Origin of the sequence: Leuconostoc gasicomitatum LMG 18811 (assembly GCF_000196855.1) — a bacterium.
Classification (GTDB): Bacteria; Bacillota; Bacilli; order Lactobacillales; family Lactobacillaceae; genus Leuconostoc; species Leuconostoc gasicomitatum.
Genome location: NC_014319.1, coordinates 328,239 through 345,423 on the forward strand (window position 1 = coordinate 328,239; position 17,185 = coordinate 345,423).

The 17,185-nt window shown below is 35.9% G+C and carries 14 protein-coding genes and 1 riboswitch; of the genes, 12 read left to right on the plus strand and 2 right to left on the minus strand.

Annotated features, from left to right (window positions below):
* The first annotated feature begins 13 nt into the window (after positions 1-13).
* The 10 genes from treR to LEGAS_RS01645 all read left to right on the plus strand — a co-directional run bounded on the left by treR (position 14) and on the right by LEGAS_RS01645 (position 12,698).
* Positions 14-715 carry a trehalose operon repressor gene (treR, locus tag LEGAS_RS01600; RefSeq protein WP_010387366.1) on the plus strand — a complete coding sequence of 234 codons (702 nt, stop codon included), beginning with the start codon at positions 14-16 and terminating at the stop codon, positions 713-715.
* Positions 716-752: 37 nt separating this feature from the next.
* Entirely contained in the window at positions 753-2,801 is a 2,049-nt protein-coding gene (locus tag LEGAS_RS01605; protein WP_010387363.1) for a PTS sugar transporter subunit IIABC, read from the plus strand.
* A gap of 25 nt (positions 2,802-2,826) precedes the next feature.
* Positions 2,827-5,199: a glycosyl hydrolase family 65 domain-containing protein gene (locus LEGAS_RS01610; RefSeq protein ID WP_010387362.1), complete on the plus strand. Its 2,373-nt coding sequence runs from the start codon at positions 2,827-2,829 to the stop codon at positions 5,197-5,199.
* Positions 5,192-5,872, plus strand: a complete 681-nt coding sequence (gene pgmB / locus LEGAS_RS01615) for a beta-phosphoglucomutase (RefSeq protein WP_013231210.1) — start codon at positions 5,192-5,194, stop codon at positions 5,870-5,872. Before LEGAS_RS01610 ends, pgmB begins: the two co-directional genes overlap by 8 nt.
* A 265-nt stretch (positions 5,873-6,137) precedes the next feature.
* A complete protein-coding gene (locus LEGAS_RS01620; protein ID WP_013231211.1) occupies positions 6,138-7,202 on the plus strand; it encodes an AEC family transporter in 1,065 nt (354 codons plus the stop codon).
* 16 nt (positions 7,203-7,218) lie between these two features.
* Positions 7,219-8,226: a 2-hydroxyacid dehydrogenase gene (locus tag LEGAS_RS01625; protein ID WP_013231212.1), complete on the plus strand. Its 1,008-nt coding sequence runs from the start codon at positions 7,219-7,221 to the stop codon at positions 8,224-8,226.
* An 84-nt stretch (positions 8,227-8,310) separates the two neighbouring features.
* On the plus strand, positions 8,311-9,918 hold the full coding sequence (locus LEGAS_RS01630; RefSeq protein WP_224133228.1) for an ATP-binding protein: 1,608 nt from the start codon (positions 8,311-8,313) through the stop codon (positions 9,916-9,918).
* Positions 9,919-10,638, plus strand: a complete 720-nt coding sequence (locus LEGAS_RS01635; RefSeq protein ID WP_010386767.1) for a response regulator — start codon at positions 9,919-9,921, stop codon at positions 10,636-10,638.
* Positions 10,639-10,716: 78 nt separating this feature from the next.
* Positions 10,717-11,709 (plus strand): nucleoid-associated protein, encoded by a 993-nt coding sequence (locus tag LEGAS_RS01640; protein ID WP_013231214.1) that lies wholly within the window; start codon positions 10,717-10,719, stop codon positions 11,707-11,709.
* 56 nt (positions 11,710-11,765) lie between these two features.
* Positions 11,766-12,698, plus strand: coding sequence for a DUF1810 family protein (locus LEGAS_RS01645; protein ID WP_013231215.1), 933 nt, complete (start codon positions 11,766-11,768; stop codon positions 12,696-12,698).
* Between the two features lie 34 nt (positions 12,699-12,732).
* Here the strand turns inward: LEGAS_RS01645 and LEGAS_RS01650 are convergent, their stop codons facing one another.
* On the minus strand, positions 12,733-13,728 hold the full coding sequence (locus tag LEGAS_RS01650) for a ketopantoate reductase family protein (protein ID WP_010389628.1): 996 nt from the start codon (positions 13,726-13,728) through the stop codon (positions 12,733-12,735).
* A 148-nt stretch (positions 13,729-13,876) separates the two neighbouring features.
* On the opposite strand from LEGAS_RS01650, the gene trpS reads away from it, so the two are divergent.
* Positions 13,877-14,893 (plus strand): tryptophan--tRNA ligase, encoded by a 1,017-nt coding sequence (gene trpS, locus LEGAS_RS01655; RefSeq protein ID WP_013231216.1) that lies wholly within the window; start codon positions 13,877-13,879, stop codon positions 14,891-14,893.
* A 98-nt stretch (positions 14,894-14,991) separates the two neighbouring features.
* Here the strand turns inward: trpS and LEGAS_RS01660 are convergent, their stop codons facing one another.
* Complete coding sequence (locus LEGAS_RS01660) at positions 14,992-16,158, minus strand: LCP family protein (protein ID WP_013231217.1); 1,167 nt, start codon at positions 16,156-16,158, stop codon at positions 14,992-14,994.
* A 184-nt stretch (positions 16,159-16,342) separates the two neighbouring features.
* On the opposite strand from LEGAS_RS01660, the gene LEGAS_RS01665 reads away from it, so the two are divergent.
* Positions 16,343-16,999, plus strand: a complete 657-nt coding sequence (locus LEGAS_RS01665) for a hypothetical protein (RefSeq protein ID WP_013231218.1) — start codon at positions 16,343-16,345, stop codon at positions 16,997-16,999.
* Positions 17,000-17,016: 17 nt separating this feature from the next.
* Positions 17,017-17,184: riboswitch (Lysine riboswitch) on the plus strand.
* Position 17,185: the final 1 nt, after the last annotated feature.

Consider the following 17,185-nt stretch of genomic DNA (forward strand, 5'->3'; position numbering starts at 1 on the left):
AGGAGAATTTGTGATGAATAAATATCAGATCATCCATGATGAATTGCTAAAAAAAATTAATGATGGGAAATATCCGGAAGATGCAAAATTACCCAGTGATTTTGCCCTAATGAATCGCTATCATGTTGCTCGCGAGACGTCGCGAAAGGCTGTTGCGATGTTAGTTGATGAAGGATATGTCATGCGAATTAAGGGACGTGGGACATTTGTTATTAATCAAAATCGTTATTCGTTTCCGATTTCGCATGTTGAAAGTTATCGTGAATTAGCGGCACGTCTAAATCTCAATGAGCGAACACAACTGGATGCTATTTCAGACAAAGATGTCCCATTAGTTTTTGATTATGGTGAGCAAGTCCCCTTACCGGCAACAGAAATCGTACGTATTCGATATTTGGATAATGAACCTGTTATCATTGACCGGGATTATGTTTTAAAAGATGTGGTCCCAGAAATTAAAAGTTTGTCGGCGTCACTATCATTATTTGAATTATTTGAGCAAAAGTTAGGCTTAGTAATTAGTTATGCAAAAAAGACAATTACAATTGAAACCGCCAATACATTAGACAGGCAGTTAATGTCATTGACGGAACCAATGTCAATTGTCGTGATTCGTTCAGAAACCTTTCTTAATGATGGCAGAATTATCTCATTTACTGAATCCCGTCATCGTGGTGATCGCTTCAAGAGCGTTGAATTTTCTAGACGCCATTGAAATGATGTTAGGAATAGTTACACATAGGAGAAAAGAAATGACAAATACAAAAATTTTGGCGCCGCTTGCCGGCAAACTCATCCCATTAATAGAAGTCGATGATCCAATTTTTAGCAAGAAGACGATGGGTGAGGGATTTGGGCTGATACCAGCAGGTCATGATATTGTTGCACCAGTAAGTGGTGAAGTTATTGCCCTACAAGGACATGCGTTTGGTGTGCATACTTCAGATGGCCTAGATATATTGACACACATTGGTCTTGAAACCGTCAGTCTTGATGGCAAACCATTTTCATGGACGATTAAAAAGGGTGATCATGTAAATGCTGGTGATGAAGTTGGATCTGTTGGTTTAGCCCAAATTACGGCAGCTAATCTATCTACAACAACGATGGTGGTCGTGACGAACACAGCTGAGCGGGTAGATAGTTTGAAAGTTATTGACTATAAAACGGTGACAGCTGGTGAAGTGGTTGCTGATGTAGCTATTAAACAAGAAATAACAGAGACAGCTAAAATGAGTCGTTCAGTAAAAGGATCTGGTAATCAGTATGAAGGACTGGCAGCTGACATTATTGCTGGTGTTGGTGGTGCACAAAATGTGGATAAAGTGATTCACTGTATTACGCGATTGCGTTTTTATTTGAAAGATCACAACATTGCTGATAATCAGGCCATTGAAAGTTTAGATGGTATAGCAGGTGTGAATTACGCTGATTCATTAGGACAGTATCAAGTTGTCATTGGTCCAGCGGTTACCGATGTCTATGATGAAGTGATTACACAATTAGGCGATAGTGTAGTTGACAGTGATGCAACAGATCAAGCAGTGGCTGAAACAAAAGGCAGTAATGGTTCTAAAAATCCAATTGTGCACGCATTTCAGGCGATAATTGGCACTATTACTGGTTCAATGATGCCAATCATTGGGCTACTTGCTGCTGGTGGTATGTTAAATGGTTTCTTGAGTTTAGTGTCGAATCAAGCATCATTTTCGGCTATCTATTTTATTGATCCATCCTCAAGTACGTTTACGATCCTACAATCTATGGCGATGGCACCGTTTTATTTTCTACCAATTCTAGTTGGCTTTTCAGCTGCCCAACAACTGAAAAGTGATCCATTTGTTGTTGCAGTTATTGGTGCATTTCTTGTTAAACCAGAATTTATCAACTTAACAAATGCGCATGTTGTCAATAATGCGATTGTTCAACCTGGTAAAATTATGGGTACGTTATTTGGTGTTAGTTTGAATTCGAGTTTTTTCGGATTGCCAATTAACATTCCGAGTTATGCCTATTCAATTTTCCCAATTATATTTGCTGCATGGCTAGCACGACCAGTTGGAAACTGGCTTAAAAAGAAGTTACCATTGGTATTACGTTCAATTTTCCAGCCATTATTAACATTAGTTGTTGTGGCTTCTGTGGTACTAATTCTTGTTGGTCCCGCAATCACGTTAACATCGCAAGGCATTTCTACAGTAATTAACTGGTTACTACATTTGAACTATCCATTGTCTGGTTTAATTATTGGTGGCTTGTATCAGGCACTTGTTATATTTGGATTACATTGGATGGTGGTACCGTTGATTGCCAATGAAATTGCACAAACAGGACATTCGACATTGAATGCCATTGTGAACTTTACAATGATTGCTCAAGGTGCTGGTGCACTGGCTGTGTGGGCAAAAACGAAAATTCCTTCCCTTAAAGGACTTGCCGGTGCTGGCTTCCTGTCAGCAATGGCTGGCATTACCGAACCTGCTATGTATGGTATTAATTTAAAGTATGGTCGTGTATTCTGGATGGCCAATATTGGTGGTGCCGTTGGTGGCTTTATTGCAGGATTGTTTAACTTAAATATGTATGGTTTCACCGGTTCGTTAATTGGTTTCCCATCGTTTGCTGTACCAAAAGGTCAGGTGGGCGCTGGTAATAATATGTTGATTTTCTGGATTGCTTCGGCCGCAACAATTATTGTTTCGTTTGCAATGGTTTACTTCTTCGGATTTAAAGATTCTGACGCAAGTGAAATAAAAACAGTTGAGAAGAAAAACGCCTTTAAAGATGCTGTTGGTAAGTAATAAGTTGACAATTTAAGGAGGAAACATGGCAGAAAATACTTGGTCATTAACTTATGATGATATTGTAGATGGTGTGAAAAATTATGGTCGTGAAAGCTTACTAAGCCTTGGAAATGGTTTTCTTGGTTGGCGTGGGGCACTTGTTACAAATACTTATGATGATGATTTTTATCCCGGATTATACGTAGCAGGTGTTTTTAATCAAACATCAACACCGGTTGCCGGACGCGATGTCATTAATGAAGATTTAGTTAATTTACCGAATGTTCAACTGATGACTGTGTCAATTGCTGGACAACCCTTAGTGATTAATAATGATACGATGACCAACTTGACACGACGACTTGATTTTAAAACAGGGGAATTAATTGATCGTTATCGTGTTTTGGTAGATGATAACCGAGAACATTTTGTTGATATTGAAACTATCAAAATTGTTGATCCTATAAATTGGCATTGTTTAGCTTTAAAATTCAAAGTCACACCTAGTTATGATGTTGATTTGACGGTTGAGGCCAAAATTGATGGTAGCGTTGAAAATAAAAACGTTGCGCGTTACCGAGATTTTGATTCGAAAGAATTTGTGATTCAATCAATAACTGACACAACGATGACAACTTGTACACGAACAACTCATGTGACAGTGGCTTTGGCATCGCAATCAAGTGGCGAAAATGTGCAATCAAAAACAACTCAAATAACAGGTGACAGTATCATTGATCAATATGCTGCTCATGGGCGTACTGGGCAAGCAGTGGTTATCACGCGCGTGATGGCGCTAGCAAGTGATTTGGAAACGAAAACAGATCCTACAGTGTTCGTTCAAAATGCAGTTGATCAAACAACATTTTCAGAAATTCAACAAAACAGTCATGATTATTGGGATGAATTATGGCAGACAAAAGATGTTCAAATTACTGGCGATGATGCCATGCAAAAATTAATCAGAATGGGTATCTTTCATTTAAACCAAATGGGAAATCATCATGCCAATCCGAATTTAGACGTGTCTGTTGGTTCTCGTGGATTAACTGGTGAAGGTTATCGTGGTCATATTTTCTGGGATGAACTATTTGCTTTACCCTATTATTCAGCAAATGAACCGACTGTGGCACGATCAATTTTGAAATATCGTACGAACCGTTTGTCAGTGGCTGAAAAAAATGCCCTGTCTGAAAATGAAACTGGTGCGATGTATCCTTGGCAATCAGGCATGTATGGGGATGAGCAAAGCCAGTTGATTCATTTAAATACAGTTGATAATACTTGGATTCCCGATAATTCTCGTCTGCAACGGCATGTGTCTTTGGCGATAGCCTACAACATGTGGGTGTACCAGAAAATGACAGGCAAATTAGATCATCTGAATGATAATGGGTTAGAAATGCTCATGCAAATTGCCCGTTTTTGGATTAACAAGGCACAATCCACAGGTGATAGATTTATTATTGCTGGTGTGATGGGACCAAATGAGTTTCACGAAGAAATTCCTGGAGCGCATAAGGGTGGCCTACTTAATAATGCCTATACAAATATTATGCTAGTGTGGTTATTGAACTATTTGCATGAATTATCACAAAATCCGGCTATCAATTTTAGTCAAGTGGCAAAACAGGTTGGCTATACTGATGTCGAACAAGAAAAAGCAGAAATGATCCGACATCTCTTGAAGTTATCAATTAATAGTGATGGCATTGTTGAACAATATGAAGGATTTTTCCAGTTGAAACAGTTAGATTTTCCTGCTTATCAAGCTAAATACGGTGATATCCATCGTATTGATCGACTTTTAAAATCTGAAGGAAAAGCACCAGACGATTACCAAGTTATTAAACAAGCTGATTTCTTGATGTTAATTTATAATCTGGGTGCTGCGCATACACATGAGTTAATTACGCAATTAGGTTATCAATTACCAGATGATTGGTTAGCTAAAAATACAGCCTATTATTTAAAACGAACAACACATGGTTCAACAACATCACGACCTGTATTTGCGGGTATTTATGTTGAACTTGCACGACATGGTAATACAACGCTTGAAGCACAAGCTTATGATTTTTTAACTGATGCAATTGGTTCAGATTATTATGATATACAAGGTGGTACAACAGCTGAGGGAGTCCACATGGGCGTGATGGGTGAAACATTAGCTGTCATTCAAAATGACTATGCAGGTGTGGACATGCTACATGATATGTTTGTATTAAATCCACGTTTGCCAAAACAATGGTCGAAATTATGTTTCACGCAATTTTATCAAGGCGTGCAATTAGACATTGAGATAACAACTAAAGAGGTAAAAATTACCAGCAATCGCGATATCAGTATTATGGTAGTTGATCAAATAGTTGCGCTTATTGCACAGAAAGAGAGAAAGGTAGTTTACAATGGTTGAATTTTCAGACATTAAGGGTTTTACTTTTGATTTAGATGGTGTCATTACTGACACGGCTAAGTTCCATGAGCAGGCATGGCATGATTTAGCTCTGCAAATAGGTGTTAATTGGTCTGATGAATTAGGAAATCAATTAAAAGGTATTAGCCGCATGGATTCTTTAAATATGATCTTGTCAGCTGCAGGACAGCAAGACAAGTATAGTGATGAAGAAAAAGAAGCTTTTACGATACAAAAAAATACCCACTATGTTGAACTCATTCAAGGTATTACACCAAAAGATATTTTACCAGGCATGACTGCATTTTTATCAGAAATTAAGTCTGGTGGCTACGTTGCTAGTATTGCAAGTGCTTCTAAAAATGCGCCTAAAATTCTTGAAAAATTGGGGATTATTGATGATTTTGTTGGAATCGTTGACCCAGCAACATTATCACATGGTAAACCTGATCCTGAAATATTTACTAAAGCCGGCGACATTTTAAAATTAAAGCCAAGTCAAATTATAGGGTTGGAGGATGCTAGTGCGGGGGTAGAAGCCATTACAGCTGCTGGTCAGACAGCATTAGGTATAGGTTTAGCGGCTAAATCTGCATCACCAAAATTATGGGTAGCTAGTACAGCAGACATTTCTTTGGCAAATATTGCTGCTGGCATGCAAAATTCAAATTAATTTATAAATACAATGTCATTCTTAGAAAATAAATAACACAAAAAAACTAAACGTTAGTATATGACGTTTAGTTTTTTTGTGTTATTTTTTGAGAAATAAACAATACGTTAAAAAGGGCAATGGGAATTACATGTACGGTTAAAATTAAAAAGTTGTAGTGACATAAGTTACATAAGTTACTTTACTTTCTTTTTGTTAACTAATTCACATAATGAAGTTATTATAGTTATTGAAAAGTACAATAAATTTATTGGAGGTTTTAAAAATGGACTTTTTCAATGCATTGGAGAGGACGTTCACTAATGCTAGTATTGTGAGCGCCATCACATCTACAGTATTTATCATTTTAATTGGCTATGCTATGCGGAAGCGAGAAGTCTTTACAGATATGTTTGCTAAAACGTTGACGAAAGTTGTATTAAGCGTTGCATTACCTGCATTGGCGTTTACATCCTTCATGCAACCAATTGATCCTAAAACGCTGAGTCAAAGTACTAATGTTTTAATCTGGGGAATTGTTATGTATGTTGTGTTAATTTTTGTAATGAACCCATTTTTTGCAATGTACAAGACACAGGGTGATAGACAAATGACTCTAAAAGTATTATCTATTTTTGGATCAACAACTTTTTTCGGATTGCCTATCGTTGGCGCTGTATGGGGAGCTAAAGGAATTCTATATGGTTCAATATTTAACATTGGATATCGTATTTTTCTTTATTCATATGCTTATATTAAGATGTCCGGACTAAAAATGGAGACAGCAAATATTAAAAAAATGTTTCTTAATCCTATAGTGATCGCAACCTTTGCTGGTCTTATATTGTGGTTAGTGCAAGGTTTTATGCCAACTATTACGGTAACTGATTTAACTGGTAAAATGCAAAATGTTGCTTTTTATAGAATTGATTTAACAGCATTGTGGTTAATGAAGCCGTTAACTTATCTATCTGGTTTGGCTTCACCATTAGCTTGGCTGGCAATCGGATCAACATTAGGATCAATTTCATTTACAAAGGCTTTTTCAGATAAGACATCTTGGTATTACACATTTATTAAAATTGTTGTGGTGCCTATCATTAATATTATTTTACTTATGATTCTATCAATGACGCACATTTTGCCAGTTGATCAAACAGCGCTGTCCGTTATTGTGATTATGATGGCAACACCACCAGCTACAGTCGCAGTTTCTTATGCCATTAGTTTTGATCGAGAAGCATTACTTGCATCAAACACATCTTTGTTGGCAACCTTGGGCGCTGTTGTAATGACACCAATTTGGATTGTTGTGCTGAATATTATTGCGCATATTGGATTGTTTAATTAGTTAAAAGGAGATAAATATGTTTAGAATAACAGCCTATGGTGTTCGAAAAAACGAAATTGATTATTTTAAAAAATTAAATATCTTTGACTATGAATTAAACTTAGTTACTGATAATTTAAAAAAATCAAATATTATTACTGCAAAAGGTTCTGATGGCGTCTTACTGCGTGCCAATAATGACGGTTCTGAACCAATATTACGGCAGTTACGTGCTTGGGGCATTAAGTACGTGTTTACACGAACGGTTGGTTATGATCATATTGACTTAAAAGCAGCACAAACATTAGGAATTACTGTAGCACGCGTTCCTTCATATTCACCATATGCGGTAGCAGATTTGGCAATGAATTTGGGGATTACACTTGTGAGACGTACTGCTATTGCAACTTCACGTGCAGCAGTAGCAGATTTTAAAGTTGAGCCTGATTTGTTTGGTCGAGAAATTCATGATTTAACAGTCGGCATCATAGGAACTGGTCGTATTGGATTAGCTGAGGCGAAACTATATAAAGGTATGGGTGCTAAAATTATAGGATATGACATTTATGAATCGGATACTGCTAAATCAATATTGAAATTTGTTTCACAAGAAGAATTATTATCTATGTCAGATGTGGTTAGTTTACATGTGCCACATTTTCCGGGAAAGAATGATCATTTCTTTGATACTAAGTTAATTAACCAAATGAAACGAGGTGCTATTTTAATTAATACATCTCGCGCAGAAATAACAGATCAATTAGCAATTATAACTGCAATAAAAACTGGTCAACTTGGTGGATTTGGTGCTGATGTTATTTTGCATGAAAAAGAGATATTTGGTCAGCAGTTTGATGATAGTCATCTTTTAAATGACAAGGAAGTGACATCATTAATTGATCTATATCCTAAAGTGCTATTAACGCCACATATTGGATCATATACTGAAGAAGCATTGACTGATATGATAAACACTAGTTATCAAAATTTTAATGACATGCTAGTCAAAGGGTCAACAACTAATGATGTCGTCACAACACTATAACTAATGAGTGTACAAAAGATTCAGGAACGTCTGAATCTTTTTTGTGATATATTCAAGATGATGTATAAACGTGGGGAGTTTGGTGTGAAACAAATCAAAAATATACCATTATATGTAATAATTATCGGGATTGTTGTTATGGCAACGGTAATTTCGTTAGGAACAACAGGTATATTATTACAACAAGTTATTGAAAAAAATGAGCGAGAAAACATTAATTTACGGTTAAAAAGTACTGCTCAAATAGCCGCTTCAGATCCGATAATTATTCGTGGTTTGTCATTGAATGCTTCTAAAAGCGACAAAAGTTCTGTACAAATATATGCGCAACGATTGGCAAACACAGCTAATATTGATTTTGTCGTTGTAGTCAACGATGACTTGTATCGGTTGTCTCATCCAAATGACAAGCAAATTGGCAAAAAATTTAGTTCGCCACAGGATGCACGTCAAACATTACAAGGAAAAGCACATTTTTCGACTAAAGTTGGTGTGCTGGGATTGGGTTATCGTTATTTCGATCCTGTATATGATGCAAATCATGATATTATTGGTCTTGTTAGTGTGGGTTTGACAGAAGATACTATTGCACGATCTATAAAAACGGCAAGGCGTCCAATATTTGTTGGATTAACTGTAGGGTTGTTAATTGGTATCGTAGGGGCAATTTTTTTGGCTAAATGGATAAAAAAAATACTATTAGATATGGAACCATATGTTATTGCAAAAAAATTAGTTGAAAAAAATACGATTGAAAATAGCATGATGGAGGGCTTACTGGCGATAGATGATCAACAAACTATTATTGCAAAAAATATGGCAGCCGATCAATTATTACCAGGGATAGGAAATATTGGTGATCATTTACCAGTTGAGATTTTTCAAACATTTTTTGTGGTGCCAGAAAAAAATAGTGACACTCACCCTAACCGTGTATTATTTAAAACACGTGCATATCTATACTCTGTGGCACAATTGGTTAGCCCAGCAGTCGGATCACTTTTATTATTTCGTGATATTACAGATTTTAAAGAAATTGTGGCGGAATTAGATGGTACAAAACAGTACGCACAGGCACTAAGAGCGCAGACACATGAATTTATGAATAAATTACAAGCTATTACAGGTCTGATTGAATTAAAAAAATATGATGAAGTGAACAAATTGATACCACAATTAACGAGTGATTATCAACAGAATATAGGGTATATTATGGCGCGTGTTAAAATGCCTGTTATTGCCGGTTTTTTAATTGGCAAAGTAAATTACGCACATGAACATGAAATTATCTTAAATATAGGTGAATCGTCTTGTTTACCTAAGCTGGATATTTTGAGAAGAGAAGTAACAAATATTATTAAGATATTAGGGAATATTATTGATAATGCAGTTGACGCATTATCTGATAGTGATATTGCTCAGAAAAAAATCGATTTATTGTTACGATATGATGATGAGGGAGAGACGCTTGTTATTACTATTGAGGATAACGGTGCTGGTATAGCATCTGATCAATTTTCAAACATTTTAACTATTGGTTTTTCTACTAAAGGTCATGGACGAGGGTTTGGGTTAACTACTGTTAATGCAATTATTACGGATCATCAGGGCGTTTTTGATATTCAATCAACATTGAACATTGGAACTAAAGTTTATATTGAATATCCACTAAGAAGTAGGAGGTCTATGTAAATGTCGTATAGTGTTTTAATAGTTGAAGATGATCCTATGGTAGCAGATATTATTAGTCAATTTTTAAATCGATTATCTGATGTTTTATTTGAACCGATAATAGTTGTAGGATGTATAGAAGATGCTCAGGTAAAAATGAATATGGTAATAATCGATTTATTACTGGTAGACGTATATTTACCTGATGGTAAGGGAACAGACTTTTTAACTGAACAACGAAAAAAGCATAACTCAGTGGCTACGATTATGATTACAGCTGCAGATGACCGGGAAACTGTTAGACAGGCAATGATCAATGGCGTTGTAGATTATTTGATTAAGCCATTTCAAATGGAGCGGTTTAATCAAGCAATTCAAAAATTTCTGATGTTAGAAGATATGGCTTTGGGGAAAGAAAAATTATCACAACAAGATATTAATGAGTACTTCCAGGGGGAGTCACGATTAGAACACTTGGATATGAGATTACCAAAAGGTATTTCTGACGCGACACTTAAATTAATTATTACGACAATTTATACCCTTTCTGATGCTTTTTCTAATCGTATGCTATCACAAAGCGTTGCCTTATCACGAGTAACAACTAAAAAATATTTAGATTATTTGGTAGAGAATGATTTGCTGCAAGTAAAAATAACGTATCTTGAAGTGGGTAGACCATTAACGCAGTATACGGTAAATAATTTAAAAAGTGACAAATTACATCATTTAATGCAATGATTTATTTGGATTTTGTATAAAAATGACGCATGATGACATGATATAATAAGAACATTAAATTTAGAGGGTAAACTATTAATGATTATTCAACATGCCATTTTGCATATTCTTGACACAAACACTGGTAACTTGATCGCTTCTCAAGGTGAAATGCCAGTAACTGACATAGGGGTACATGATTATATTGAAAAGCTTGTTAATAAAATATATGCTGGTGATGTTAAGACGGGCACAATAACTGGAAATGATTATTTACAAACCATATTGGCAGAGAAAGATTTTCCAAAAATGACCACGGAATTAGCGATGAAGTTATTTGAAGTGGTGACAGGTAGTGACAATATTCAAGCAGGAGATTTACTAAGTTTTCAGGCAACGACTGATGATGGCCCAATTTTTGGTATGATAAAATTAAATTTTTCTCCGCGGTATGCACATGCGGTTGCGTATGTTTCGGAAAAAATGGTCAATAACTTGGTATTGAATCAAGCTGTTTTACCTGCGGCAACACAAACCGTAGATGAAGCTATTTTAATTAATATGACGACGAGTAAGTATCATTTAATTGAAAAAAAGCATCTTATTGATGGCCATCGGGTGGCATACTTTTCAGAGAAGTTTTTGGACATTATACCGGATGTTTCAATTAAAGAAAATTTGCAAACTATTAAACGAACAATCAAAAATGTTGCTGAAAAGTATGATGATTTGCCAGAGCATGAAGCATTTGCTACAACGCAGACAGCAATTTATGAAGCGCTAGAATCGGGTAGCATTAACACTGAGATGATTGCTGAAAAGGTTTTTTATGATAATGAGTCAGCAAAATCACTATATAGAGAACAAATTTCAAAAAAAATTGCGGATAAAGAGATACCTGTAGAGAACACACAAAAATATGAGAAAAAATATCGTGTTCAAAAATTCAAGTTAGATTCAGGTATTGAAATTTCTATTCCGATGGCTATTTATCAAGATAAAACTAAAGTTGAGTTTGTCAACCAGCCGAATGGGACGACATCGTTAATCATAAAAGATATTGAAACGGTATTGAATAAGTTTACGATTTAATCGTTTAATTGATATAATTAAAGATAATAACATGATGAAAGGAATATATCGAGAATATGCCATATAAAGATTCTTATGTTGCTAAAATACGTAAAATTATTGGCCATGATTTTGAACTCGTTATGCCAACAACTGATGTTGTGATTGAAAATAAAAAAGGCGAGTTATTGATGATATATAATCGTGATTTTGCCGGATGGGCTTTTCCAGGTGGGTATATTGAACCTGAGATGTCATGGCAAGAAAATGCAGCGCGTGAGGTGCTGGAAGAAGCTGGTATACACGCTGATCCTGATAAACTTAAGTTAATGGGGGCAATATCTGGTCGCAATTTTGTTGCGCGTTATCCAAATGGTGACACTGCTAAACTGTATACGAATGTTTTTCTACTAAATGACTGGCTTTCTGAAGACAATAACGTGGATGAAACAGAAATAGATGCTAAAAAATGGGTTTCACCGCAAACAATTGATCATATGCATCTCACTTTTTCTGGTCAAGCAGTTTATCGTATATATCGCCAGTATAAAAAAACAAATAGTGTGCAGGTATTGACGCTAAATAGTGAGTTACAAAGATTTATAGATGCTCAAAATGGTGAAATAGTTGGTGTTAGCAGTTATGAAGATGCAGTAATTGAACTTGAAAATGGTCAGAAAAAAACACATTGGATGTGGTTTGTTGTGCCACAACTCAGTGGTTTGGGACGTAGCGAACGGGCAATTTATTATGGCATTCATGATCAAAAAGAGGCATATGCATATTTGAATGATGCAATATTAAAAAAACGTTTAGAAAAAATTATTACTATAACACTTACCTTAGAAACAAACGATCCGGTATTGGTATTTGGCGCAGTTGATGCTGAAAAATTCCAAGCGAGTTTGACGTTGTTTAGTCAAATTAGCAGTTCAATGCTTTATAAACAGGCGTTAGATAAATATTTTAATGGTCAAAAACATGTCAAAACGCTAGCATTATTGCAGTAAAAAGAGCATGCCACAATATGGCATGCTCTTTTTACTACGCACCAGTATAATCAGGTGCTAGTTTATTTACAGGTGGTGTGAACTTACGCATAGATTCAGCAAGATGTACAAAGTTTGTCACCAAATGATGGTTTGGTGCTTGGGTCCCATTTTCATCTGCCAGATTAGCAATCCAACCATTGATATAATCAACTTCTGTGGGCCGACCCTTAACAAAATCTTGATACATGGAAGGAAAGTGAAGGGGGTTTGATACATTTGATACATAATCAACTTGATCAACCATATCATCACGTGTTTCAATCAATTCAATACCAGCAGCTTCAGCAGCATCATAAGCTTCATTAATAAGGGGACGTGCAATGCCTTCTAAAAAGCCATCATAAGCCATGAGCTGCCCCATACGTGATTGGAACATGGTGGCAATAGAATTTTCAACGGCATTGAAGAAAACTTTAGTCAATAAAGTCCCCATGAAATTTTCTGTATAAGATGGATTTAAATGGGCAGCTTTAAAGTCAGTTTGTAGTGCAGTCATTGTTTCTGAGGGTTTCTCAGTAAGATTAGCATAGACAGACGAACCAGCTCCCTCATCACCCATAAAATCAACGTCGCCAAAATCATTTAGTATTGTAGCAATCATGGCTGTGCCACCAATAATGTGGTCATCATCAAAATATTTCTGTAATTTCTCGATGTGACCCATCCCATTCATTGCTCCTAGGGCGGTTTGACCAGACTTGAATTTTGTTGCTAAACGATCTAAAGTATCTTGTAATTGCATTTGTTTCATAAAGAATATCCAAACATCTGGCGTACCTTCATATGATTCTGGTGAGAAAATGTTAATTTTTATTTCATGGCGTTCTTTGTGATCACGCGATTTCCATACTTTATTACCTTGAGCAATTATTTTATCAAGGCTAGCCTGTGTTGGTTCAATAAAATCTACTTGAACATCTGCATTTTCTTGAAGTAATATACCATATCGCAACCCCATAGCACCCGCGCCAACTACTGCATATTTCATATATTAAATTCTCCTTTTTGGTTATTAATGGTATAATTCTAATCTTTTACACATCATAAGTCAACCTGAATCTAATTTTTTTAACTAGGAAGTTATTCTGATATATCGTATAATATATTTTATAAGTTGCAAGTAAAGGAAGTTTGATATGTCTAAAGAAATTTATTTAACAGGTGACCGCCCAACAGGTAAGTTACATATTGGTCATTATATTGGATCATTAAAAAATCGTGTACAAATGCAAAATTCAGGTCAATTCGATCCATTTGTGATGATTGCGGATACGCAGGCTTTTACAGATAATGCGCGAAACCCAGAAAAAATTCATCAAGCGTTAACCGAAGTTGCTTTAGATTATTTGGCTGTTGGCATCGATCCGAAAAAAACAACCATATTTGTTCAATCGCAAATTAAAGGTTTGTTTGAATTGACAGAGTATTTTATGAATTTAGTTTCTGTTGCTAGATTACAGCGGAATCCAACGGTAAAATCTGAAATTTCACAAAAAGGGTTTGGGGAAGGCATTCCAGCAGGATTTTTAACTTATCCTGTGTCACAGGCAGCTGACATTGCTATTTTCCGTGCAACTAAAGTGCCGGTTGGAGATGATCAAGAACCAATGCTGGAACAGACACGTGAGTTAGTACGTTCGTTTAATCATGCGTACCATTCTGATGTTTTGGTTGAACCTGTTGGTGTGTTTCCACCTAAAGGTCAGGGACGTTTACCAGGTATTGACGGCAATGCAAAAATGTCTAAATCATTAGGAAATGGTATTTATATTTCAGATGATACGGATACAATGGCAAAAAAAGTGAAAGCTATGTATACAGATCCACTGCATATTAACATTTCCGATCCAGGGCATGTTGAAGGTAATATTGTTTTTACTTATTTAGACATCTTTGACACTGATAAGCAACATGTGCAGGATTTAAAAGATCAGTACACAGCTGGCGGTTTAGGGGACATGAAACTTAAAAAGTATCTCATTGAAGTTATGGAAGCTGAAATGGCACCAATTAGAGTTCGTCGTCAAGAGTATGCGCAAGATATACCTGCTGTTTTGCGTATGTTACAAGAGGGTTCTAACCGTGCTAATGTTATTGCAGAAGAAACGATGAAAGATGTTCGCCATGCAATGGGGATAGACTATTTTGGATAGTAATTAATTAAAAAACTAGCACGCAACTGAATTGCCGTTGCATGCTAGTTTTTTAATTGATTCATGATTATTATTTTGTGCGAAATCGTATACCTGTGTCACTTGTCACTAGTACTTGTTGCAGTACTGTTGTCTCCAACTGGACGTAAAGATGTGGCAGTTGTTGATAATCCAGCAGGTATCTCCCCACCATATGGTAGGCCAGTTTGTTCATATTTTAAGCCCAAAGCTTCACGTATTAAGTTAGTTGCACGTTGTTTTTCTTTTTGAGGGATAACTTCATAAGACACGTTATTGCCTTCAGAATCAGGGTAACTTGTGCTTACACCCTGCATATGTTCAGTAATAATATCATTTTTAGCATCGATGTACTTGCTAGCCATTGTTGTCATATCACCAAAAGTTAAATCTGTGCGAACGTTGCTTGAAATAGTGGACATAAATTCTTTGTTTAACAACGTTGAGACATTGGCAGATTTTTTTATTAAACCTTCTAAGACGATACGTTGACGTTTTTGACGGCCATAGTCGCCCTCAGGATCATCATAACGCATGCGAGAGAAAGCTAACGCAGCGTCACCGTTCATCTTTGTTTTTGACTTAGACCAAGTTTTACCATTATCATCAGAATGTTCATATTTGTCACTGTTCTTATGGAATCTGTAAAGATTAGGACCATAATCGTGGGCAGTTTCTTGACTATACGTGAAATCGAGTGGTGAATCAACTGAAATACCACCAACCTGATTTACCATGTTGGCTAAGCCGCCCATGTTGACCAAAGCATAAAAATCAATTGGAATGTTTAGAAATGCTTCTACGGTTTTAATTGATGTTGCTGTTGAGCCATAGGCATAAGCTGCGTTAAGTTTTTGAGGAAATGTATCTTCATATCCGACAATAGAAACCATTGCGTCACGAGGTAATGAAACCATGGTTGTCTGTTTTGTTTTTGGGTTGATCAAGAGCAACATCATCGAATCCGTACGGCCACGATATGTGCGTCCTAGTTCACCAGTGTCTGTACCATACAATAAGATTGAAATAGGACGGCCACTTTTAATAACATTAGAGACATTACGAGATTTAGTTAAACCAGCGCCAGCATAAGATTTGTCAACAACACCTTTTGTGCTACTGATTGTTCGCCATATAAAGAAGCTAACAACGATTAATAGTATTGCCATTAAAAAAAGAATACTATTACGCAATTTGTGACTGGGACTTTGATGACGATTTAAACGTGAGTTTGGTTTAGGTTCCATGATGGAAGCTCTCCTGATAGTTAGTATTGCGCAATTAGTGCATGATAATTAAAAATCACATATTTTCATGATACTAGGCAGAGATAAAGACAATATTAAATTATAACAAAAATTAACAATTTAAAAGACAACATTGTATATAATGGTACAATTATCGTGGTAAATAAACAAGAGAGTTAATAGAATGTTAATACAGCCTGATAAACTAAGAAAATTACTAATACTTGTCTTTAGTGCATTGTTTCTATTTTTGGCAATTCAAATCAGATTTGATATGTTATTTATGCATGTTATTGATAATGGGGCATCTTTGGTCATCCAAAATTTAATCCCACATGGCGTACAAAATTGGATAAATTTTGGTGGCTTATTTGCTCACTATTGGATTTTGGTGCCCGCTATGGTGCTTGTATCTAGTTTACTTTATTTTATGAATTATAAAATTGCTATGTGGTGGTTTATTATCACACAAGTGCTGTCAATGCTGCTAGCGTTGACAATATCATTTATTCTGCAAATCCACTGGTTATCAGGTCCCAAGCTTGGGCCAGCCATACCTAATATACTATTATTATGGTGGTTACAATTATTAGCAACTATAGCCGTGATTATTATGCCAAATCTTGTTAAGAATCGCCGGATGCGTCAGGGATTGACAATGGTTACTATTTTTCTTTGGTGGCTAATGTTAATGGCCTGTATACAACGTAACGACATGCCATTTTCAAGCGGTTTAGGATCATTATTTTTTGGTTATTTCTGGTGGCAATTGAGTGAATATCAATATCGAAAACGTGCCAAACATTGGCGACATGTATTAGAAATTGACACTTTAATTTAAAAATGATATGATATTCAAGTTATCAAAGAGGTTGCAACCAACATGAGTCACGTGAATGAGTCCGCCAAGGATGTTGAATTGACGTAAAAGGGACGGTTGCCGAAGTGTTATTCTTGGCAGAATAATACTGGGCTAACAATTAATAGTTGTTAGACTGTCACGCAACGTGATGTGCTTTGAAAAGTT